Below are 22,044 nucleotides of genomic sequence, written 5' to 3' on the forward strand. Positions count from 1 at the left end.
AATCACTTCTCTGCAACTCGCTTCAGGAGTCCCGTGAATCCTCCGCGGCTTGCTCGACCAGCGGGATGATCCGCAGCGGTACCGGGTTCTCCATCACGATCGCCGTCGACGCCCGCACGATCCCCTCGAAGCCGACCACCCGGTCGATCACGCGCTGGAGATCGGCGTTGGAGCGGGCGACGAGCCGGCAGAGCATGTCGCCGTGGCCGGTGGTGGTGTGCAGTTCGAGCACCTCGGGGACGGTGGCCAGGTGCGCCCGCACGTCCGCGCCCTGGCCCTGTTTGATCTCCAGCGTCGCGAACGCGGTCACCGGATAACCGAGTGCCGCGGGGTCGACATCCGGGCCGAAACCACGGATGACGCCGTTCGCCTGGAGCCGGTCCATGCGGGCCTGGACCGTGCCGCGCGCCACGCCGAGCCGCCGGGACGCCTCCAGTACGCCGATCCTGGGTTCGCGCGCCAGCAGCACGATGAGCCGCCCGTCCAGATGATCGATCGCCATGGGGTCCTCCTGATGGTCATCCTGTACAGAACGCCCGACCATCCTTGCGCCTGGCTGTGCAGATTGCCCAGTGGAGGAACAAACTATTGCGCACCTTGTGGAACGGGGAGAGTCTGCTGCCATGACTGAGACCATGGATCACACCCCGAACACCGCGCGGCAGGCCGACCCCTTCCCGGTGAAGGGAATGGACGCGGTCGTCTTCGCCGTCGGCAACGCCAAGCAGGCCGCCCACTACTACTCCACGGCCTTCGGCATGAAGCTCGTCGCCTACTCCGGACCGGAGAACGGCAGCCGGGAGACCGCGAGTTACGTCCTCACCAACGGCGCCGCCCGCTTCGTCTTCACCTCCGTGATCAAGGCGTCCACCGACTGGGGCCGCTTCCTCGCCGAGCACGTCGCCGAGCACGGCGACGGCGTCGTCGACCTGGCCATCGAGGTGCCGGACGCCCGCAAGGCGTACGCGTACGCCGTCGAGCACGGCGCCACCGGCATCACCGAGCCGTACGAGGTCAAGGACGAGAACGGCACGGTCGTGCTCGCGGCGATCGCCACCTACGGCAAGACCCGCCACACGCTCGTCGAGCGCAGCCGTTACGACGGTCCCTACCTGCCCGGCTTCGTGGCCGCCGACCCGATGGTCGAGCCGCCCGCCAAGCGCACCTTCCAGGCCATCGACCACTGCGTCGGCAACGTCGAGCTCGGGAAGATGAACGACTGGGTGGCGTTCTACAACAACGTCATGGGCTTCACCAACATGAAGGAGTTCGTGGGCGACGACATCGCCACCGAGTACTCTGCCCTCATGTCGAAGGTCGTCGCCGACGGCACGCTGAAGGTGAAGTTCCCGATCAACGAGCCGGCGATCGCGAAGAAGAAGTCGCAGATCGACGAGTACCTCGAGTTCTACGGCGGCGCCGGCGTGCAGCACATCGCGCTGGCCACCAACGACATCGTCGCGACCGTCCGCTCCATGCGCGCCGCGGGCGTGCAGTTCCTCGACACTCCCGACTCGTACTACGACACTCTCGGCGAGTGGGCGGGCGAGACCCGGGTGCCCGTGGAGACGCTGCGCGAGCTGAAGATCCTCGTCGACCGGGACGAGGACGGCTACCTGCTGCAGATCTTCACCAAGCCGGTCCAGGACCGCCCCACGGTCTTCTTCGAGATGATCGAGCGACACGGTTCGATGGGCTTCGGCAAGGGCAACTTCAAGGCGCTCTTCGAGGCGATCGAGCGAGAGCAGGAGAAGCGCGGAAACCTGTAACCGCCACGCCGGCCACAGCAGCGGCCCCACGGACCTGACCCATGGGGCCGCTGCTGTGCCGTGGGCCTCGGCCTCCCGCTCGTCGCGACCGCCAAAGACGCGGCGCCCCGCACCGAAAGCTCGCGGGCGCCGACTGCCGCGACCGTCGTCCGCGCCGCCGCCGCGGCGTCACGTCAGCCCGCCGTCCGGCACCCCTGCCGCGTGCCGTCAGTCCGCGGTCGCCGGTGCCGAGGGCAGGACCGGACGCAAGTGCGGAGCGGGCCGCGCCGCAGCCGGAGCCGCAGACCCCGTCGCACGCTCGGAAGCCGGCGCGGACGACGGAACCGGAGCAGGCGACGACGACGGCTCCTCCGCAGCCGCGGAGGGCCCGGACGAAGCGGAAGCGGACTGCGAGGGCGAAGGCGTCGACGGTGACTCCGACGGCGACTCCGACTCCTCCGTGTCCCACGGTTCGCCCATCACGTCCGCAGGTCCCTCCAGCGGTGGTTCGCCGAGCGACTCCTGCGCCGAGCGCGCCCGCGGCGCGAGCAGCGGCGAGAAGTGCGGGTTCGTCCGCAGCGCCTCGTCGATGTTGCGCCGTGCCGCACCGTATTCGCCCAGCGTGCGCTGGATCTGCCCGAGGTGGTACGAGAACAGCGCGCTGCGCACTCCCCGGTTGTTGGCGAGCTTCGCGAACGGCAGCCCGTCCTCCGGCCTGCCCGCCTTGTACAGCGCCCAGCCCATCGTGTCCGCGACCTCCACGCTGCGGTGGCCGCGCCGCCACTCGCCCTGCATACGGCGTACCGCCGCCGCCGGGTCGCCGTGGTCGGCCTCGTAGCGGGCCAGGACCAGATCCCCGTCGACACCGTGCTCTCCGGCGCGGGTTACCTGCCGGCGCAGGAGCTCGTACCGGGTGGTGGCGTCCCCGTTCAACCCCAGCGACTCGTACAGCTCGCCCGCCTCCAGCAGGTACTCCGGCAGCGGCAGTTTCTTCAGGGCGATCTCGTAGTCGTGCAGCGCTTCGTCGGTGCGCTCGAGCGCGGCCAGGGCTCTGGCCCGTCCGACCAGCGACCGGTAGTGCTCGGGCACGGCCTTGAGCGCGTCGGTGAAATGCTCGACCGCGTCCTCGGGCTCGCCCCGCTCCCAGGCCAGTTCGCCCTCCCGGTGCAGGGCCATGGCCCTCTCGGTGGGGGTGCGGGAGTTCGCGGTGGCGCCGTACGCCAGGGCCGCGGCGTCCTCGCGCCAGCCCCGGTTCCGGTAGACGGTCACCTCCCGGCCCTGCGCCTGCGGTCCTGAGTGCAGCTCCAGCAGCGTGTCCATGGCCTTGCCCGCGGCGCCGTAATTGCCGAGCCCGTTGTACGCGTCGATCAGGGCCGGATACACGGTCCAGCGCTTCGGCTTCTGCTTTCTGGCGCTCTCCGCGTATCCACGCGCCCCGGCGAAGTCCTGCCGGGCGTTGGCCAGCTCGGCCAGCCCGACCAGCGCCTCGATGTTGCCCTTGGACGCCGGGACCTCGCGCAGCGAGCGTCGCAGCGCGCGTTCCGCTTTCGGGTAGTGGTCCGTCCGCCCGAGCCGTGTCCCCCGTTCGACGTAAGCGGATCCCAGTTGGGCCCACGACAGTGCGTCGTCCGGAAAGGCGCGGACGAGCTTCTCCCGGTCGCGGATCAGTGCGTTCAGATCGGCGAGCGAGGGCGGCGCGCCCGTGTCGGACGCGGCGAGCGCCCGCGCCGCGGGCCCCGATGCGGGCGGCGGGGCCTCCTTCTTCTCCCACCCGGGCGCGAGCATGATCACCCCGGTGACCAGTGCCGCGCCGACCAGCGTGCTGACAGCGGCGTTCTTCAGGGTTTTGCTCCTCATGGCGCTCACTGTGCGGCAGCAGCCAGCCAATACGAAGAACACACTCTGACCCATGGAACGGAACGCATACGGGTTCACACCGATGGCCCCCGGTGCGAGGCTGGGGATCATGGACGATCTTCTCGAGCGGCTGCGCACAGGTCTTCCCGCCGAAGCCCTCATCACCGATCCGGACGTCACCGCGTCGTACGGCAACGACATGGCGAGCTTCTGCGCGGCGGGCACTCCCGCCGTCGTCGTACTGCCCCGCACCGTCGAGCAGGTGCAGCACGTCATGCGCACCGCCACCGAACTGCGCGTGCCGGTTGTCCCGCAGGGCGCCCGTACGGGACTTTCCGGCGCGGCCAACGCCTCCGACGGCTGCATCGTGCTGTCCTTGACCAAGATGGACCGGATCCTGGAGATCAGCCCGGTCGACCGGATCGCCGTCGTCGAACCGGGTGTCGTCAACGCCGTGCTGTCACGCGCCGTGGGCGAGCACGGCCTGTACTACCCGCCGGACCCCTCCAGCTGGGAGATGTGCACGATCGGCGGCAACATCGGCACCGCCTCCGGCGGCCTGTGCTGCGTCAAGTACGGCGTCACGGCCGAGTACGTCCTCGGGCTGAAGGTCGTCCTCGCCGACGGGCGGCTGCTGAACACCGGGCGGCGCACCGCCAAGGGCGTCGCCGGCTACGACCTGACGCGGCTCTTCGTCGGCTCCGAAGGCAGCCTCGGCATCGTTGTCGAGGCGGTCCTGGCGCTCCGTCCGCAGCCACCCGCCCAGCTCGTGCTGGCCGCCGAGTTCCCCTCCGCGGCCACCGCCTGCGACGCCGTCTGCGCGATCATGGAGCGCGGCCACACCCCCTCCCTGCTCGAGATCATGGACCGCACCACCGTCCACGCGGTCAACAAGCTGGCCGACATGGGGCTCCCGGAGACGACGGAGGCCCTGCTCCTCGCCGCCTTCGACACAGCGGACCCCGCGGCCGACCTGGCCGCCGTCGGCGTGCTCTGTGAGGCCGCCGGCGCGAGCGAGGTCGTGCCCGCCGACACCGTCGCCGAGTCCGAACTGCTGCTCCAAGCCCGCCGGATGTCGCTGACGGCACTGGAGGCCGTCAAGCCGGCGACGATGATCGACGACGTGTGTGTACCGCGCTCGAAACTCGGCGCCATGATCGAGGGAACGGCCGCTGTCGCGGAGAAGTACGACCTGACCATCGGCGTCTGCGCCCACGCAGGCGACGGCAACACCCATCCCGTCGTCTGCTTCGACCACCTCGATGCCGACGAGTCGCGCCGTGCCCGCGAGTCCTTCGACGAGATCATGGCGCTCGGCCTGGAACTGGGCGGCACCATCACCGGCGAACACGGCGTCGGCGTGCTGAAGAAGGAATGGCTGGCCCGCGAACTCGGGCCGGTGAGCCTCGAGTTGCAGCGTGGCATCAAGGAGACCTTCGACCCGCTCGGCATCCTCAACCCGGGCAAACTCTTCTGAGGTCGTGTCCCTCCCGGGCGTACGCACTCGGCCGGCGTGGACGGCGTGCCGATCAGATGTCGCCGTCCTGCGCGTCACTGGAGGGGCGGTGGGTGCGCAGCTCGTCCGCGCCGGCCGGCGCGAGCAGTTCGGCCAGGGCCTCGTCGATGCCGAGCCGCTCCGACTCCGAACCCGGTGGGACCATCCGCAGAGTCCGCTCCAGCCACGGGGAGACCGCCGTCGACGGCGCCTCCAGCAGGGCGTCACCATCGGGTGAACTCAACGCCATGAGGATGACGCCGCGGCCCTTGTTCTTCGACGGCCAGACCCGCACGTCCCCGGTCCCGGCCGGCCGGAACACTCCTTCGACGAGCAGCTCGCGCGCGAACGTCCAGTCGACGGGATGGTCGGAGCCGAGGTGGAACACGATGTGCACGGCGTAGGGGTCCTCGGTGCGGTAGGTCATCCGGGCCGGGACGGGGATGCTGCGCTCGGGGGACAGCACCAGGTTCACTTCGAGCTCACGTTCCACCACGGTGTGCATGGCCACTTCCTTCCTCTACGCCTTCTGGGGCGGCCCGCCGGTCGGGCCTCACCAGGAAGAGACAGGCTCCCGCCGCAGCCATTACGCGGGTTTCGTCAATGACTTTCCGTGATGGCATCGTGACCGGAAAGTGGTCGTTACGGCAGGACCGGCCCAGGGGTGCGCGCGGGTCTGATAGATGTGGTGCCTTGTATTGAGGCCTCGAAGAGATACGGGACCACGGTGATGAGCGCCCCAACCCCGGCAACCGGCGACGGCAGCCCCACGCCCGGCTACTACCCGGACCCCTCCATTCCCGGATATGTCCGGTACTGGAACGGCGCGGCGTGGGTGCCCGGCACGAGCAGGCCGGCCCCGAAGGCGGGCGAGGCGATGCCCGCGCCGCCCCACTCGGCGGCGTCCTCGGCCCCGGCCGTGGCAGCCCCCGCCCCGCCCGCGCCCACCCCCTCCATGGAGGAGACGGGCCCGGTCTTCCTCGACGAGGAGCCGTCCGACGAGCCGTCACGCCCCGAACCGGCGAGCGTCTGGCAGGCCGACGTCGCACGCCAGGCCGGTTTCGGCGGCGACCTGGACAGCCGGGTGTCATGGGGAGGCACCGATCCCCGTACGCCCGATCGGCCGGCCGCGTTGGACCCGCGCCGGGCCGCCGCGTCCGACGCACCGTCCGCCGACCCGACCGGCGGCAAGCTGCCCGGCATGCGCTCTGCGGTTCCGCAGGCCGGGCCCGCCGACGACGAGCTCCCCGGCGGCGTCCGCTCGCTGGGCGGCCCTGCCTCCGCCGGAGAGCCGCCGACGGACGGCACCGTCGCCATCCGCGCGCTGCGCCCCGGCGGTGGCGCCCCGTCAGGTACGGGAACGAGTGCCGCCGCGGACGGCCCCCGCATGCCCAAGCCGCAGCAGCCCGCCGAGAACACCGTCACCATCCGTGCCCAACGGCCGGGCGGCTCCGCCCCGCAGGCCGACGGCACGATGACGATCCGTGCGCTCGGGGCGGGCGCGGAAGCGCCCGCGGCCCAGCAGGGTCCGGGCGCCCCTCAGGCAGGCGCGACCTCCCCTCCCCAGCCGCAGGCGCGTCCGATGCACGCGCCCCAGGCCCCGGCGCCCCAGGCCCCGGCCCCCCAGGCCCAGTCGGCCATGCCACAGCAGCAGGCGCCCGCCCCGTCACAGCCGCCCGTCACCACCAGCGCGGGCGGCGGCGCGGCCTCCTGGGCCCAGCAGGTGCATCAGCTCGCCCAGTCCCCGGCCGCCGACGAGGGCGAGCCCGTGCTGCCGTGGAAGCCGCCGGTCAACGACCCGTTCCTGGCCGTCGCGCAGGCCCAGGCGGCGGCCCGACCCGCGGCTCTCGGCAAGCGTCTCGCCGCCCGCCTGATCGACACCGTTTTGCTCGGCGCGCTCGTCGGCGCCGTCGCCGCCCCGGTCTTCGACCGGGCGCGCACCCATATCGACGGCAAGATCGAGGCGGCGAAGCTGTCCGGCGAGACGGTGACCGTCTGGCTGCTCGACGCCACCACGGCGGGCCACATCGGCATCGTCCTGGGCGCCCTGCTCGTCCTCGGTCTGCTCTACGAGTCGTTGCCGACCGCCAAGTGGGGCCGGACCGTGGGCAAGAAGCTGTGCGGGCTCAAGGTCGTGGACATCGAGACCCATGAGCCGCCGTCGTTCGGCGGCGCGCTGCGCCGCTGGCTCCTCTACAGCGTGCTCGGTGTGCTTGTCGTGGGCGTGCTCAATGTCCTGTGGTGCCTGTTCGACCGCCCGTGGCGGCAGTGCTGGCACGACAAGGCGGCGCACACGTTCGTGACCGGCTGACCTCTCTGCTGCCGCTTTCGGACGGCTCGCGCGCCGGCGTTCCCCCGAACGCGCGCGAGCCGTTGCGGGGGCGTCGGGGGCGAGGTGCACTGCCCCCATGAGTAACGACCAGCCGCCGCCCGAGGACGACCCCTTCCGTAAGAAGGCACAGGAACCGCAGGAGCCGCAGGGCCCACGGGAGCCCGGGGGGCCGACCCCGCCCCCGTCGGGGGGCCCGACGCACGGCGGCGGTTCGCCTTACGACTCTCCGCCCGGTGGTTCGGGCGGCACCGGCGGTCCGTACGGTGCGGGGGGCGCCGGCGGCGCCGGTGGTCCCTACGGTGGCGCCGGAGGTCAGCCTCCGCCGTACGACGGAGGGGCATTCGGCGGCCCGTACGGAGGGGCCGACCCGCTCGCGGGCATGCCGCCGCTCGCCGACTTCGGCAAGCGCGTGCTGGCCCGGCTCATCGACATGATCATTGTTTTCGTGCCGCTGTTCCTCATCTCCCTGATCTTCGGCGGCCTCGGCGTGGCCACCGGCGGCGACGACTGGGACGAGATCACGGACCGGGTGAACACCGGTGAACAGTGGCTGTGGTCGCTGATCTCCCTTGTCGTGTACGTCGGTTACGACACGATCATGACGAAGATGGGCGGCCAGACCGTCGGCAAGAAGATCATGAAGCTGCGCGTCGCCATGCTCAACGACGGCAGGGCGCCCGACACCGGCTCCTCGCTGTTGCGCGCCGTCGTGCTGTGGGTGCCGGCGCTGGTGTGCTGCTTCTGCGTCTGGTGGCTGGTCATTCTCATCACCGTGTTCACCAACAAGCCGTACCGGCAGGGCCTGCACGACAAGGCGGCCAAGACGGTGGTGGTGTCAGCGGCGTAGCGAGTGCTCGCCGACCCTGGTCTCGGCGCCGGAGTGGGCGCGCGAATCGCGCACATGGTGGGTGAGGCCGTCCGGGGCGGCGGAGGCGGCCGTCGCCCCCTGGGCGGTCCCCGCCTGCGTGGTGCCGCGGCGAATGGGCAGAGCCAGTGCGACCAGCAGTCCCAGTCCCAGAGAGGCGATTCCGATCGCGGCGACCGCGACGCCGTTGGTGGTGCGGGTCAGCAACAGGAGGGCCACCGTCGAGAAGACGACGGTGGCCGAACCGTAGGCGAGCTGTGCGGCAGTCGGTCGCGGCATGACGGTATCCGTCCTCGGGACAGTGGCAGGTCTGGAGTGTCTGGGACAGTTCGCACTGACACAGACTCTACGACGGTGGATGCCCCTGCCCAACCGGCAGTAAGCGTGACCTAACCCACGGTGCCGATGCATGGGGGGCGCACGGGGTCATTCGACCCGCCAAGTGGCTTGAATTGTGCGCCTCTCGTCCTGATTCGGCGTCGTCCGCATAGCGGAGCCGTGCTCCTGCATAGTGCAGTTGGTATGTCCAAGTCAAGGACTGTCTTTTCTTCCTCAACTCCGGTCGAATGTCGTCACTTGAGACGCGTATACCGCGCGCGCGGATGACCCCACAACCGGTCCGCGGCGGCGACGGAACGCGGGGGAGGACACCATCAAGTGACCAGCAAGCGACGGACGTTCAGAGCGTCCGCGGTGCTCGTGGCCCTTGCCGCGACCACCGCGACCGCGTCTGCGTTCACCAGTGCGCAGGCCGACGGCCAGAAGTCGTCGGACCCTGCGGGCATCGAGCGGCACGACCCGGCACCCAACAAGGGCCATGTCGAGCACGACCTCGAGGGTCCGTTCAGCAAGCAGCAGGAGCAGCAGCGCCAGGCGGCCCTCGAACAGGTCATCTCCGGCGACGCGACCGTGCAGTCGCGCGGTGGCTCCAAGGTGATCAAGCTCGACGACAAGAAGTACGTCGAGCTCGCCCGGGAGAAGACCGACAAGATCTTCACCATCCTCGTGGAGTTCGGCGACAAGGTCGACGACACCACGATGTTCGACCCGGACGGGGCCGCAGGCCCCAAGCCGCCGGTCAAGAAGTACGGCGGCGCGCCCGGTCCGCTGCACAACAAGATCGCCGAGCCCGACCGGTCGAAGGACAACTCGACCGCCTGGCAGGCGGACTACAACCAGCAGCACTTCCAGGACCTCTACTTCGGCACCGGCAAGGACAAGAAAGGCCAGCCGAAGGAGTCGCTGAAGACGTACTACGAGAAGGCCTCTTCCGGCCGCTACTCGGTCGACGGCACGGTCTCCGACTGGGTCAAGGTCGATTACAACGAGGCCCGTTACGGCTCGAACTACTGCGGTCAGTCCAACTGCGCCAACGCCTGGGACGCCGTCCGCGACGGCGTGAACGCCTGGGCCGCGGACCAGAAGGCCAAGGGCAGGACCGACGTCGAGATCAAGGCGACGCTCGCCGAGTACGACAAGTGGGACCGGTACGACCACGACGCCGACGGCAACTTCAACGAGACCGACGGCTACATCGACCACTTCCAGTTCGTCCACGCGGGTGAGGACGAGTCGGCCGGCGGCGGCACCGAGGGCCCGAACGCCCTGTGGGCACACCGCTGGTACGCCTACGGCACCGACGCCGGCAAGTCCGGCCCGGAGAACAACAAGGCCGGCGGCACCCAGATCGGCAACACCGGCATCTGGGTCGGCGACTACACCGTGCAGCCCGAGAACGGCGGCCTCGGGGTCTTCGCCCACGAGTACGGCCACGACCTCGGCCTGCCGGACCACTACGACACCTCCGGCGCCGGCGAGAACTCGACCGGCTACTGGACCCTGATGTCGGCCGGCTCCTGGCTCGGCACCGGCAAGGACTCCATCGGCGACCTGCCGGGCGACATGACCGGCTGGGACAAGCTGCAGCTGGGCTGGCTCAACTACGAGACGGCGAAGGCGGCGACGAAGTCCACCCACACCCTGGGTGTGTCGGCGTACAACACCAAGAAGCCGCAGGCGCTCGTCGTCGAGCTGCCGAAGAAGCCCGTCACCACGACTGTCGTGAAGCCCTCCGAGGGCTCCAAGCAGTGGTGGAGCGACATGGGTGACGACCTCAAGAACACCCTGTCCCGTTCGGTCGACCTCACCGGCAAGGCGAAGGCCTCCCTGGAGCTCGACGGCTGGTGGGACATCGAGGCCGACTACGACTACCTCTACACCGAGGTGTCGACGGACGGCGGCGCCAACTGGACGCCGGTGGACGGCACGGCCGACGGCAAGGCCATCACCCGTGACGCGAGCGACAAGCCGGCACTGACCGGCCCGTCGGGCGCTCACAAGAAGCTCGTCTACTCGCTGGACGCCTACGCGGGCAAGAAGGTCGACGTCCGCTTCCGTTACCAGACGGACGGCGGCGTGGCGGGCAAGGGCTTCTCGGCCGACGCGATCACGATCAAGGCCGACGGCGCGCCGGTGTTCTCGGACAACGCCGAGGGCGAGGTAGAGGGTTGGACCGCGAAGGGCTTCAACCGCATCGGTGAGTCCTTCACGCTCGAATACGAGCAGTACTACATCGCCGAGAACCGCCAGTACGTGTCGTACGACAAGACCCTCAAGGTCGGCCCGTACAACTTCGGCTTCAAGGCGCCCAAGGACGGCTGGGTCGAGCACTACCCCTACCAGAACGGTCTGATGATCTGGCAGTGGGACACCTCCCAGAAGGACAACAACACCAGCGCCCACCACGGCCAGGGTCTGATCCTTCCGGTCGATGCCCACGCCAAGCCCATGAAGTGGGCGGACGGCACGCTGCTGCGCAACAAGATCCAGACGTTCGATTCGTCGTTCAGCACGTATCGCACGGACAGCTTCTGGCTGCACAACGCGGACAAGCCGCAGTGGATAGCCTCGCAGCGCGGCAACCCGGTCTTCGACGACCGCAAGGGCGTCTACTGGTATGCCGAGAACCCGACGGGCAGCGTCAAGGTAACTGACACCAACACCAAGATCGCGATCGTCAAGGAGCCGCGCAGCGGCGAGACGATCACCATCAAGGTTGGTCCGTCGAACAAGTAATCCGTAACGCCGCAGGTCAAAGCATGATCGGCCGTCGCCCTCTAGCGGGCGGCGGCCGTTCGTGTTTAGGTGCGTCTGACGAAGTCCTTATTGACAGTGAGCTCACGGGGGAGTGGTTCCGCATGCCCGGCGGAGGTTTCTGCAAGCTGCCGAACGGCAGCGTGGTCGTCGCGCTCAGCCTGCTCAGCCCAGTCGGCGGCGAAGGAACGGTCCGCTTCCTGGTCCACGCGCCGAACCGCGCGAGAGCGCTGACGCGACTGCGCAACCTGGGGTTCAGAGCGGTGTATCTGCGGGGCAACGCGGAGCCGCCGACGCCGGACGAGATCACGGCGGTGCTGCACCATCCGGACGGCCTGCTGTGGCGTCCGGACCGGAACCCGACGGCAGAACTCTGGCACCCGGCCCGAGCCCTCCTCCGCCGCCCGGCATAGCACTTGTGGGCTCGCCCCCGAGCCGGGGCGAGCCCCAGGGCCCGCGCCTCGGCGAGGCTGAAGCCGCGCCGGGTGGCCTCGGACCGTCCGGCGGTCGAGGACACGGCGCGGTACCGGGACCGGGCGGCACCTTGCGAGGGCGGCAGCGAGCCCGGCAGGTCCGTCACGCGGGCGGCGACGAGCCCTGACCCTGTGCCTCGGCGGGCTGAAGCTGCTGGGCAACCGGCCGGTCGGCGATCGGGGGACACGGCGCGGAGCGCTGTACCGCAGCCAGGACGAGCCGACCACGTACCCGCCACCGGCACGGAGCGCGAACGGCCCCGGGGCAACCCCGCCGCGTGCCTGCTACCGGCGCGCAGCGCCCTGCCGTTCCGGGTCGGTCCCGGGCTCCGCGTGCCGTCGCGCGGGCGGCGACGAGCCCTGGACCCACGCGCCTCGGCGAGGTCGGCCGCCGGGCAGCCTCAGGCCGTCCGACGGCTGCGGGGCACCGCGCGGAGCGCGCTGCCGGGTCCGGGGCGGCCCCGCCACGCGGGGGACGGCGACCCGCCCGGCACAGGCGGCACGCGCCGCGGTGTCAGACCACCGGCTTGCCGGTCAGTTCCACGCCCGCTGCGCGCATCTGCTCCAGCGCCCGCGACGTCGTCGCCTCCGAGACCCCCGCCGTCAGGTCCAGCAGGACCTTCGTCGTGAAGCCCTCCCGGGCCGCGTCGAGCGCGGTGGCGCGTACGCAGTGGTCGGTGGCGATGCCAACCACGTCGACCTCGGTGACCTCCCGTGCGTGGAGCCACTCCGCCAGCGTCGAGCCGTTCTCGTCGGTGCCCTCGAAGCCGCTGTACGCCGCCGCGTACGCGCCCTTGTCGAAGACCGCGGCGATCGCGCCCGACGTGACGGCAGGGGCGAAGTTGGGGTGAAAGCCGACGCCTTCCGTGCCGGCGACGCAGTGGCGCGGCCAGGAGTCGACGAAGTCGGGGTGGTCCGAGAAGTGGTCGCCCGGCTCGATGTGGTGGTCGCGGCTGGCGACCACGTAGCGGTAGCCCGGCTGGGCCTGGCCGATCAGGTCGGTGATGGCGGCTGCGACATCGGCGCCTCCCGCCACCGCGAGGCTGCCGCCCTCGCAGAAGTCGTTCTGAACGTCCACGACGATCAACGCGCGGTGCATGGCGGATGTCCTTCGGTGGGGAGGAGGGCCGGCGGGGGATGCGGGGAGGGGACGAGCGGCTCGCACGCCCGGTGCGCACTGCCGCTCGCACGCCGGGCGTGAACTACCGAGCGTAGCCATTCGTCACGTCGTGCGGGAGGGGGCGTGGCACGTACGCCGCGGTGGGTGCGGATCGCTTGCCCGTTCGCTCGCTGTTCATACGTACTCGGTCGGGATGACGGGCTCGCCCCGCGAGAGCTGGACCGCGGACAACGGCAGCTTGGCCCGTGCCGCGATGTGCCGGTCGCGTGCCGCGTCCAGCGGCTCGCGCGCGACGACCTCGCCGCCCTTGACCAGCTCCACGAGCAGTTGGCGCTCCGCGAGGTCCGCGGGCACCTCGCCGACGCCGATGACCTCGGCCTCCGCGACTCCCTCGGCGTCCAGGCGGCGCGCGGCCCACTTACGGCCGCCGACCGACAGCTTGCCGCCCAGGGACTTCTTGGCCACCGCCTGGAGCGGCGCCGCAGGGTCCGTGGACTGGGCGCGGGCGACGAGCTTGTAGACCATCGAGCAGGTGGGGTGCCCGCTGCCGGTGACCAGTTGTGTGCCGACGCCGTACGCGTCGACCGGGGCGGCGGCCAGCGAGGCGATTGCGTACTCGTCGAGGTCCGAGGTGACAACGATCTTGGTGTCGACCGCGCCCAGCTCGTCCAGCTGCTGGCGCACCCGATGCGCGACGAGCAGCAGGTCACCGGAGTCGATGCGGACGGCTCCGAGATCGGGCCCGGCGATGTCGACGGCCGTCCGGACGGCCTCCGCGACGTCGTAGGTGTCGACGAGCAGCGTGGTGCCCCGCCCGAGCGAGGCGACCTGCGCCTGGAAGGCGCCGCGCTCGCTGTCGTGCAGCAGGGTGAAGGCGTGCGCGCTGGTGCCGACGGTGGGGATGGCGTACCGGAAGCCGGCGGCGAGGTCGGAGGTCGAGTCGAAACCGCCCACGTACGCGGCGCGCGCGGCGGCGACCGCCGCCAGCTCATGCGTGCGGCGCGCGCCCATCTCGATCAGCCTTCGTCCGCCTGCGGCCGTCGACATCCGCGAGGCCGCGGCGGCGATGGCCGAGTCGTGGTTGAGGATCGAGAGGATCACGGTCTCGAGGAGCACGCATTCGGCGAAGGAGCCCTCTACGCGGAGGATCGGGGAACCGGGGAAGTACATCTCGCCCTCGGGGTAGCCCCAGATGTCGCCGCTGAAGCGGTAGTGGGCCAGCCACTTCAGCGTGGCCTCGTCGACGATGCGCCGCTCCCTGAGGAAGCCGAGGATGTCCGCGTCGAAGCGGAAGTTCTCCACGGCGTCCAGAACGCGGCCGGTTCCCGCGACCACGCCGTAGCGGCGGCCCTCGGGCAGGCGGCGGGTGAAGACCTCGAAGACGCAAGTCCGTTCGGCCGTGCCCGCCTTCAGCGCAGCCTGCAGCATGGTGAACTCGTACTGGTCGGTGAAGAGCGCGGTCGACGGCACGTCCACCGGCAGCCCAAGGTCTGCTGTGTTCATGGCTGCGATGCTAGCGCACATTTCGTCACTCTGACGAGATGTCGCGGAGGAAGGTTGTCGCAAGGCGGCGGGGCCGTTTGTGCGACGGGGGCCCTCGGGTGGCAGCATGGGTGGAGTGACTGTGCCCGTAGAGATCGAACGACCGGAGTCGGCCGAGGAGACGCACGCCGTCCCGGAGCCGGATGTGCCCTGGGTGACGCTGGTGCACAACGATCCGGTCAACCTGATGAGCTATGTCACCTATGTCTTCCAGGCCTACTTCGGCTACTCCAAGGACAAGGCGCACAAGCTGATGCTCGACGTCCACCACAAAGGACGCGCCGTCGTCTCCAGCGGCACCCGCGAGGAGATGGAGCGTGACGTGCAGGCGATGCACGGATACGGACTGTGGGCCACGCTGACCCAGGACCGCGGCTGATGAGCTCTCACTTCGAGCCGCTGACCGGCGGCGGGGCCGCCGTCCGCCTGGACGAGGTCGAGATCTCGATCCTTCGCTCCCTGGCCGTCCAGCTCCTGGAGCTCATCGGGCCCGGCGACGAACCGGCGCAGGGGGAGGACCCACTGGCCGCCCTGTTCGCGGAGGGTCCGAGCGAGCCGCCCTCGGACCCGGCGCTCGCGCGCCTGTTCCCGGACGCCTACACCGACCCGGAGGCGGGGCTGCCGGACGAGGAACTGCGCGCCGCCTCCTCCGACTTCAGGCGCTTCACCGAGACCGACCTGCGCACGAAGAAGCGCGAGGACGCCCTCGCGGTCGTACGGTCCCTCGATTCCCTCACGCGGGACGGTGACGGCGGCGCCGTGCTGGAGCTGGGCGCCGAGGACTGCATGCGCTGGCTCGGTGCGCTCAACGACCTGCGACTGACCATCGGCACTCGTCTCGATGTCAGCGACGAGGACCAGAACGAGGATCTGTACCGCCTCCCCGACTCCGACCCGCGCAAGCCGATGGTCATGGCCTACCTCTGGCTGGGCGCGCTCCAGGAGACGCTCGTCGAGACGCTGATGCCCTGAGAGTCGAGCCCTGATGCACTGAGATCGGTGTATGGGGCACCTGTCGTTCTCGTTCGCTCAGCGGATGCTCAAATCCGGATAACGATCCCATTAATCGGGCATCCCCGTTCATCACTCCGCGTGTTTTTTGTCCGCTTCTCCCTGTGGCGTGGGCCACTTTCACCGCAGTGGATCACTGCTGAGGCCGTGATAGATCTTCACGATCGCTCGGGGACGCCATCCCTGTTTCCCGAGTGCGCTACAGCCGGCAGACCGCCGGTGGCACTCCATTCACATCCGGGGGGATCACGATCTGATCCGCAGCCACGCGACGCGGCGGGCGCGGATCGGCATGGAGAAAGGCGCATCACCATGACCTCGGTGCAGGTCGACAAGCACACCGGCGACGAGGCCGGTGGCAACACTTCGCAAGAGGGCTACGAGCGTGGACTCGGGAGCCGCCAGGTCCAGATGATCGCCATCGGCGGAGCCATCGGCGTGGGCCTGTTCATGGGTGCCGGGGCGAACATCGCCAAGGCCGGACCCAGCATCATCCTGATGTACGCCCTCGCGGGTGTCGTCATCTTCTTCATCATGCGAGCGCTCGGCGAACTGCTCCTCTACCGGCCCGTCTCCGGCTCCTTCGCCGAGTACGCCCGAGAGTTCCTCGGCCCGTTCTTCGGTTACGTCACCGGCTGGACGTATTGGCTGATGTGGATCGTCACCGGCATGGCGGAGCTGACGGCCGCCGCCATCTACATCCACTTCTGGTTCCCCGAGATTCCGCAGTGGGTCAGCGCCCTGGTCTTCCTGGTGGTGCTCTTCGGCGTCAACCTGATCTCGGTGAAGATCTTCGGAGAGGTCGAGTTCTGGTTCTCGATGATCAAGGTCACCGCGATCATCGGCATGATCGTGATCGGTCTCGGCGTCCTCACCCTCGGCTTCTCGGACGCCGGTGACACCGCCTCGGTCACCAACCTCTGGTCGTACGACGGGATCTTCCCCAACGGCATCGGCTCCAGCCTGATGACCCTCCAGGGCGTCATGTTCGCCTACCTCGCCGTCGAGCTCGTCGGCGTCACCGCGGGCGAGTCCGAGAACCCGGAGAAGACCCTTCCCAAGGCGATCAACACGCTGCCCTGGCGCATCATCATCTTCTACGTGGGCGCCCTGGTCGTGATCCTTTCCGTCGTGAAGTGGACCGAGTTCTCCGAAGGCGTGAGCCCCTTCGTCCACGCCTTCGAGAAGATCGGCATCCCGCTCGCCGCGGGCATCGTCAACTTCGTGGTGCTCACCGCGGCCCTGTCGTCCTGCAACTCCGGCATGTACTCCACCGGAAGGATGCTGCGCGACCTCGCCGCCAACGGCGAAGCCCCCAAGGCGCTCGGCAAGCTCAACGCCCGCCGCACCCCGGCCGTCGGCATCGCCATCTCCGTCGCCCTCATGGGCATCGGCGTGGTCCTCAACTACATCGTCCCGGAGAAGGCGTTCGGATACGTCGTGTCCGTGGCCACGGCCGCCGGCATCTGGACCTGGATGATGATCCTCGTCAGCCACATCCGCTACCGCTCGGCCGTGGACGCCGGACGGCTGCGCGCCTCGTCCTTCCCCGCCCCCGGCGGTGCGCTCTTCAGCTGGGTCGCCCTGCTCTTCCTGGTCGGGGTGACCGCCATGGTCGCACTCGACGAGGCCGGCCGGATCTCGCTGTACGTGGCTGCCGTCTGGGCCCTGGGCCTGGCCGTCGGCTGGCAGGTGCTGAAGCGGAAGAACCCGCAGATCGCCGACCGCGCGCAGCGCGAGTACGCCACCACGTCCGACTGATCGCCGGCTTCGGCCGACACCCGTCTCAGCGGCGGCCGATACCCGTCTCAACTGATGGCCTCCGGATCTCGTATCCGGAGGCCGTCTGCCTATCCTGTCGCTCATGCTGACCATCACCCAGGCCCTCTTCGACCAGATCGTCGCCCACGCCCGCGAGGACCACCCCGACGAGGCATGCGGCGTCGTCGCCGGACCGGAGGGCTCCGGCCGGCCGGAGCGCTTCATCCCCATGCTGAACGCCGCCCGCTCGCCCACGTTCTACGAGTTCGACTCCGGTGACCTGCTCAAGCTCTACCGCGAGCTCGACGACCGCGACGAAGAGCCGGTGATCATCTACCACTCGCACACCGCGACCGAGGCGTACCCCTCCCGCACCGACATCAGCTACGCCAACGAGCCCGGCGCCCACTACGTCCTGGTCTCGACGGCGGACACCGACGGCGCGGGCCCCTTCCAGTTCCGCTCGTTCCGCATCGTGGACGGCGAGATCACCGAAGAGGACGTGCAGGTCGTCGAGGCGTACTAGGACGAGGCCGCTGAAAGGTGTCCGGACCGTCGTCTCCAGGACTCGGCCGACGTCCCGACGCCGCAGTCGCCCGCCGACGTCCACGAAGCCGGGGGCGCCGGGCACCCTCCCACCGGCGCTTCGGCCACCGCCTATCCGCCTCCTGCCCGGATAGTGAGCCGGTGAGGTCCACCATGCGAGATCACACTCCGGGATCCGGACCGGGAATCGATACGATGACCGCATGGTTCCCCATGACGTGAGCGACAAGACGCCGAGCACCCTGCTGCTCGTGGCGCGGCTGCACGTCGACCTGTGCCGCCTCGCCAGCGCGATGTGTACGGCCCGCGCCGCGGCCTGACGGCCCAGCGCACCTCAGCCAGCACCACCCCCTCGCGCGGGGGCCACAGCCGCGCGCCCCTACGCCACCTTCCACAACAGGAGCCCACGCCATGGCCATCGAGGTCCGCATCCCGACCATCCTCCGCCCCTACACCGACGGCGCCAAGGCCGTCGAAGGCAACGGGGACACCCTCGCCGAGCTCTTCGCCGACCTCGAGTCCCGCCACAACGGCATCCAGGAGCGCATCGTCGACGGCGACCAGCTGCGCCGCTTCGTCAACGTCTACCTGAACGACGAGGACGTCCGCTTCCTGGACGGCATCTCCACCAAGCTCGCCGACGGCGACAACGTCACGATCCTGCCGGCCGTCGCCGGCGGCATGGTCTGATCGCTGATGCGATACGACTCCCCGCTCTCGGCCGTCGGCAACACGCCCCTGGTCCGGCTCCCGCGCCTGTCCCCCTCCGCCGACGTCCGCGTCTGGGCCAAGCTCGAGGACCGCAACCCCACCGGCTCGATCAAGGACCGTCCCGCGCTCCACATGGTCGAGCAGGCGGAGAAGGACGGCCGCCTCACCCCGGGCTGCACCATCCTCGAGCCCACCAGCGGCAACACCGGCATCTCGCTGGCGATGGCGGCCAAGCTCAAGGGCTACCGCATCGTCTGCGTCATGCCGGAGAACACGTCGCAGGAGCGCAGGGACCTGCTCAAGATGTGGGGAGCCGAGATCATCTCGTCCCCCGCGGCCGGCGGCTCCAACACGGCCGTGCGCGTGGCCAAGGAACTCGCGGAGCAGAACCCGTCCTGGGTGATGCTCTACCAGTACGGCAACCCCGACAACGCGGGCGCGCACTACGCCACCACCGGCCCCGAGATCCTCGCCGACCTCCCCTCCATCACCCACTTCGTGGCGGGACTCGGCACGACCGGCACGCTCATGGGCGTCGGCCGCTACCTGCGCGAGCAGAAGCCGGACATCAAGATCGTCGCCGCCGAGCCGCGTTACGACGACCTCGTCTACGGCCTGCGCAACCTCGACGAGGGCTTCGTCCCCGAGCTGTACGACGCCTCGGTCCTCACCAGCCGCTTCTCGGTCGGCTCCGCCGACGCCGTCACCCGCACCCGTGAACTTCTCCAGCAGGAGGGCATCTTCGCCGGCGTCTCCGCGGGCGCGGCTCTCCACGCTGCGATCGGCGTCGGGAAGAAGGCCGTCAAGGCCGGGGAATCGGCGGACATCGTCTTCGTGGTGGCCGACGGCGGCTGGAAGTACCTGTCGACGGGCGTCTACACGGCAGAGACCACGGAAGCGGCCATCGAGACACTGCAGGGTCAGCTCTGGGCCTAGCCTCCGCCGCATTCTGCGGGCGGGGTATCCGTTCACGGCGCGACCGGTCTTAACTTCATACGAACCAGGCGATGTCACCCCTCGTCCCGGACCCGGGACGGGGGGTGACGTTACCCACAACACGGGGCGGCTGAGGAGCGACCAGCCCTTTCGCGCCTTACGCTCGACGGACCGCACGACCTTCCGCCAGCCCTCCCCGTCCACGGAGGTTCCAGCTCCATGAAGCTCACCGTCGTCGGCTGCTCCGGGTCGTTCCCGTCCGCGGAATCGGCCTGCTCGAGCTACCTCGTAGAGGCCGACGGCTTCCGGCTGCTCCTCGACATGGGCAATGGAGCCCTCGGCGAGCTGCAGCGTCACTGCGGTCTCTACGACCTCGACGCCATCTTCCTCAGCCACCTCCACGCGGACCACTGCATCGACATGTGCGGGTACTTCGTCGCCCGCTACTACCGCCACGACGGCGGCCGCTGCGCCCCCCTCCCGGTCCACGGCCCCGAGGGCACGGAACAGCGGCTGACGACGGCCTACGCCGACACCCCCTCCGCCTCCTCCATGAGTGAGGTGTTCGACTTCCACACGCTCAAGTCGGGCCACTTCGAGATCGGCCCGTTCTCCGTACGCACGGAGAAGCTGGCGCACCCCGTGGAGGCGTACGGCATCCGCCTGGAGCACGGCGGCAAGTCGCTGACGTACTCCGGCGACACCGGTGTGTGCGACGGCCTCGACGATCTCGCGCGCGGCGCGGACCTGTTCCTGTGCGAGGCGTCCTTCACCCACGGCAAGGAGGACATCCCGGACCTCCACCTCAACGGCCGCGAGGCGGGCGCGTACGCGGAGCGCGCGAACGCGGGCCGGCTGGTCCTCACCCACATCCCGCCGTGGACGGACCCCACGCGGACCCTGGCGGACGCCAAGGCCGTGTACGGCGGCCCGACGGAGGTCGCCCACCCGGGCGCGGTCTACGAGATCTGACCATGCCGCGGACAAACGCGCCCCGCGCCGAGTACCGAACGCCGAAGCCCCCGCCCTGTGGAGCACAGGACAGGGGCTTCGGCGTTCGGCGGGCCGTACGGCTTACTTCGCCTCGGCCTTCTGCAGTTCGGCGAGCTCGACGTCGGACTCGCGGCCCGGCGTCGGCAGGTTGAACTTGGTGATCGCGAAGCGGAACACCACGTAGTAGACCGCCGCGAAGCACAGACCGACGAGCGCGAGACCCCACGGGTTCGACGCGATGCCCAGGTTCAGGAAGAAGTCCACCGCACCGGCCGAGAAGCCGAAGCCGTCCTTCATTCCGAGAGCCCAGGTCAGGGCCATGGAGACACCGGTCAGCACCGCGTGGACCGCGTACAGCACCGGCGCGATGAACATGAACGTGAACTCGATCGGCTCGGTGACACCGGTGACGAACGAGGTGAGCGCGAGCGAGAACATCATGCCGCCGACGACCTTGCGGCGCTCGGGACGGGCGCAGTGGACGATCGCGAGGCACGCCGCGGGAAGCGCGAACATCATGATCGGGAAGAAGCCGGTCATGAACTGTCCGGCCGACGGGTCACCGGCGAGGAAGCGGGCTATGTCGCCGCTCTTGCCCTCATAGGTGCCGGCCTGGAACCACGGGAAGGAGTTCAGCAGGTGGTGCATGCCGACCGGGATCAGCGCACGGTTGGCGACACCGAAGATGCCCGCGCCCACCGCGCCGGAGCCGACCAGCCATTCACCCAGGTTGTGCAGACCGGTGCCGAGCCAGGGCCAGATCAGGCCGAAGAGGATGCCGATGATCAGGCCGGCGAAGGCCGAGAGGATCGGGACGAGCCGGCGGCCGCCGAAGAAGCCGGCCCAGTCCGGCAGCTTGGTGCGGTAGAAGCGCTGGTAGAGCAGCGCCACGACGACGCCCATGACCACACCGCCGAGCACACCGGCATTGACCGGGGCCTCGTTCATGACGATCTTGCCGTCGACGACGGCGGCGACCTTCGGCAGATTGCTGTCCGTGAACTGGGCCAGGACGTTCTTGAAGACCAGGTAACCGGTCACCGCGGCGAGCGCGGTGGAGCCGTCCGACTTCTTGGCGAATCCGATCGCGATGCCGACGGCGAAGAGCAGCGGCATGTTGTCGAGCAGAGCGCCGCCACCGGCCGCCATATAACCGGCGATCTTGGTGATGAACCCCGGGAACGACTCCTTGCCGAGCATGTCGGGCTGGCCGAAACGCACCAGCAGCGCGGCGGCGGGCAGCACGGCGACGGGCAGCATCAGGCTGCGGCCGATGCGCTGCATGACAGCCATCGCACCCGCGCCCATCTTCTTCTTGTCCGCGCCGGGGGCGGCGCTGGCCGTGGTCATCAACATCCTCCAGTGGGCAAGGCGCCGCCAGAGGACAGACAACGGGGGAGGGCGGCGACTCAAAGGGGAAATGCGGCCGTGGTCTGGACCGCATGGTCTACACCACTGAGTGGTGTAGACCTGTTGTAGCACGGTGAGGGTTGGATAAGGAACCTGCGAATTTCCGGGGCCGCGTAACGATCAGGTCAATGCAGGCAAAGGCCCTCCGCAC

The 22,044-nt window shown here is 69.5% G+C and carries 21 protein-coding genes; 14 read left to right on the plus strand and 7 right to left on the minus strand.

What is annotated here, in order from left to right:
* Nucleotides 1-22: 22 nt before the first annotated feature.
* Nucleotides 23-502, minus strand: coding sequence for an Lrp/AsnC family transcriptional regulator (locus ACIQ7Q_RS12280; RefSeq protein ID WP_403859341.1), 480 nt, complete (start codon nucleotides 500-502; stop codon nucleotides 23-25).
* Between the two features lie 121 nt (nucleotides 503-623).
* On the opposite strand from ACIQ7Q_RS12280, the gene hppD reads away from it, so the two are divergent.
* Complete coding sequence (gene hppD / locus ACIQ7Q_RS12285; protein WP_403859343.1) at nucleotides 624-1,769, plus strand: 4-hydroxyphenylpyruvate dioxygenase; 1,146 nt, start codon at nucleotides 624-626, stop codon at nucleotides 1,767-1,769.
* Between the two features lie 207 nt (nucleotides 1,770-1,976).
* Here the strand turns inward: hppD and ACIQ7Q_RS12290 are convergent, their stop codons facing one another.
* Complete coding sequence (locus tag ACIQ7Q_RS12290; protein WP_403859345.1) at nucleotides 1,977-3,605, minus strand: tetratricopeptide repeat protein; 1,629 nt, start codon at nucleotides 3,603-3,605, stop codon at nucleotides 1,977-1,979.
* Between the two features lie 109 nt (nucleotides 3,606-3,714).
* On the opposite strand from ACIQ7Q_RS12290, the gene ACIQ7Q_RS12295 reads away from it, so the two are divergent.
* Nucleotides 3,715-5,082, plus strand: a complete 1,368-nt coding sequence (locus tag ACIQ7Q_RS12295) for an FAD-binding oxidoreductase (protein ID WP_403860517.1) — start codon at nucleotides 3,715-3,717, stop codon at nucleotides 5,080-5,082.
* 52 nt (nucleotides 5,083-5,134) lie between these two features.
* On the opposite strand, the gene ACIQ7Q_RS12300 is transcribed toward ACIQ7Q_RS12295, so the two are convergent.
* Nucleotides 5,135-5,605, minus strand: a complete 471-nt coding sequence (locus ACIQ7Q_RS12300; RefSeq protein WP_403859347.1) for an SsgA family sporulation/cell division regulator — start codon at nucleotides 5,603-5,605, stop codon at nucleotides 5,135-5,137.
* Between the two features lie 225 nt (nucleotides 5,606-5,830).
* Here ACIQ7Q_RS12300 and ACIQ7Q_RS12305 point away from each other — a divergent pair, with 225 nt between their 5' ends.
* Both ACIQ7Q_RS12305 and ACIQ7Q_RS12310 read left to right on the plus strand, forming a co-directional pair.
* Complete coding sequence (locus tag ACIQ7Q_RS12305; protein ID WP_403859349.1) at nucleotides 5,831-7,411, plus strand: RDD family protein; 1,581 nt, start codon at nucleotides 5,831-5,833, stop codon at nucleotides 7,409-7,411.
* Nucleotides 7,412-7,508: 97 nt separating this feature from the next.
* Nucleotides 7,509-8,279 (plus strand): RDD family protein, encoded by a 771-nt coding sequence (locus ACIQ7Q_RS12310; RefSeq protein WP_403859351.1) that lies wholly within the window; start codon nucleotides 7,509-7,511, stop codon nucleotides 8,277-8,279.
* Here the strand turns inward: ACIQ7Q_RS12310 and ACIQ7Q_RS12315 are convergent.
* Entirely contained in the window at nucleotides 8,268-8,576 is a 309-nt protein-coding gene (locus ACIQ7Q_RS12315; RefSeq protein ID WP_403859353.1) for a hypothetical protein, read from the minus strand. The genes ACIQ7Q_RS12310 and ACIQ7Q_RS12315 overlap by 12 nt on opposite strands.
* 378 nt (nucleotides 8,577-8,954) lie before the next feature.
* Between ACIQ7Q_RS12315 and ACIQ7Q_RS12320 the strand changes: the two genes are divergently transcribed.
* Both ACIQ7Q_RS12320 and ACIQ7Q_RS12325 read left to right on the plus strand, forming a co-directional pair.
* Nucleotides 8,955-11,372, plus strand: coding sequence for an immune inhibitor A domain-containing protein (locus ACIQ7Q_RS12320; RefSeq protein WP_403859355.1), 2,418 nt, complete (start codon nucleotides 8,955-8,957; stop codon nucleotides 11,370-11,372).
* 122 nt (nucleotides 11,373-11,494) lie between these two features.
* Nucleotides 11,495-11,803 carry a hypothetical protein gene (locus ACIQ7Q_RS12325; protein ID WP_403859357.1) on the plus strand — a complete coding sequence of 103 codons (309 nt, stop codon included), beginning with the start codon at nucleotides 11,495-11,497 and terminating at the stop codon, nucleotides 11,801-11,803.
* Nucleotides 11,804-12,377: 574 nt separating this feature from the next.
* Here the strand turns inward: ACIQ7Q_RS12325 and ACIQ7Q_RS12330 are convergent.
* Nucleotides 12,378-12,962: an isochorismatase family protein gene (locus ACIQ7Q_RS12330; protein WP_403859359.1), complete on the minus strand. Its 585-nt coding sequence runs from the start codon at nucleotides 12,960-12,962 to the stop codon at nucleotides 12,378-12,380.
* 195 nt (nucleotides 12,963-13,157) lie between these two features.
* The gene (locus ACIQ7Q_RS12335; RefSeq protein WP_403859361.1) at nucleotides 13,158-14,486 is read right to left on the minus strand and encodes a nicotinate phosphoribosyltransferase; all 1,329 of its coding nucleotides are present in this window, start codon (nucleotides 14,484-14,486) and stop codon (nucleotides 13,158-13,160) included.
* A gap of 106 nt (nucleotides 14,487-14,592) precedes the next feature.
* On the opposite strand from ACIQ7Q_RS12335, the gene clpS reads away from it, so the two are divergent.
* From clpS to ACIQ7Q_RS12375, 8 genes are all read left to right on the plus strand, one after another.
* Nucleotides 14,593-14,904: an ATP-dependent Clp protease adapter ClpS gene (gene clpS / locus ACIQ7Q_RS12340; protein WP_403859363.1), complete on the plus strand. Its 312-nt coding sequence runs from the start codon at nucleotides 14,593-14,595 to the stop codon at nucleotides 14,902-14,904.
* Nucleotides 14,904-15,497: a DUF2017 domain-containing protein gene (locus tag ACIQ7Q_RS12345; RefSeq protein ID WP_403859365.1), complete on the plus strand. Its 594-nt coding sequence runs from the start codon at nucleotides 14,904-14,906 to the stop codon at nucleotides 15,495-15,497. Before clpS ends, ACIQ7Q_RS12345 begins: the two co-directional genes overlap by 1 nt.
* Before the next feature lie 351 nt (nucleotides 15,498-15,848).
* Nucleotides 15,849-17,297 (plus strand): amino acid permease, encoded by a 1,449-nt coding sequence (locus ACIQ7Q_RS12350; RefSeq protein WP_403859367.1) that lies wholly within the window; start codon nucleotides 15,849-15,851, stop codon nucleotides 17,295-17,297.
* A 103-nt stretch (nucleotides 17,298-17,400) separates the two neighbouring features.
* Entirely contained in the window at nucleotides 17,401-17,823 is a 423-nt protein-coding gene (locus tag ACIQ7Q_RS12355) for a M67 family metallopeptidase (RefSeq protein ID WP_356630552.1), read from the plus strand.
* A gap of 223 nt (nucleotides 17,824-18,046) precedes the next feature.
* Nucleotides 18,047-18,163: a putative leader peptide gene (locus ACIQ7Q_RS12360; RefSeq protein ID WP_356630550.1), complete on the plus strand. Its 117-nt coding sequence runs from the start codon at nucleotides 18,047-18,049 to the stop codon at nucleotides 18,161-18,163.
* Nucleotides 18,164-18,254: 91 nt separating this feature from the next.
* Nucleotides 18,255-18,533 (plus strand): MoaD/ThiS family protein, encoded by a 279-nt coding sequence (locus ACIQ7Q_RS12365; RefSeq protein WP_356630548.1) that lies wholly within the window; start codon nucleotides 18,255-18,257, stop codon nucleotides 18,531-18,533.
* 6 nt (nucleotides 18,534-18,539) lie between these two features.
* The gene (locus ACIQ7Q_RS12370) at nucleotides 18,540-19,490 is read left to right on the plus strand and encodes a PLP-dependent cysteine synthase family protein (RefSeq protein WP_403859370.1); all 951 of its coding nucleotides are present in this window, start codon (nucleotides 18,540-18,542) and stop codon (nucleotides 19,488-19,490) included.
* A gap of 219 nt (nucleotides 19,491-19,709) precedes the next feature.
* Nucleotides 19,710-20,462: an MBL fold metallo-hydrolase gene (locus ACIQ7Q_RS12375; RefSeq protein ID WP_403859372.1), complete on the plus strand. Its 753-nt coding sequence runs from the start codon at nucleotides 19,710-19,712 to the stop codon at nucleotides 20,460-20,462.
* A gap of 102 nt (nucleotides 20,463-20,564) precedes the next feature.
* Here ACIQ7Q_RS12375 and ACIQ7Q_RS12380 read toward each other — a convergent pair whose 3' ends face one another.
* Nucleotides 20,565-21,833, minus strand: coding sequence for a PTS transporter subunit EIIC (locus ACIQ7Q_RS12380; protein WP_403859374.1), 1,269 nt, complete (start codon nucleotides 21,831-21,833; stop codon nucleotides 20,565-20,567).
* Nucleotides 21,834-22,044: the final 211 nt, after the last annotated feature.

The organism is Streptomyces sp. NPDC096176 (genome assembly GCF_044763255.1).
Lineage (GTDB): Bacteria > Actinomycetota > Actinomycetes > Streptomycetales > Streptomycetaceae > Streptomyces.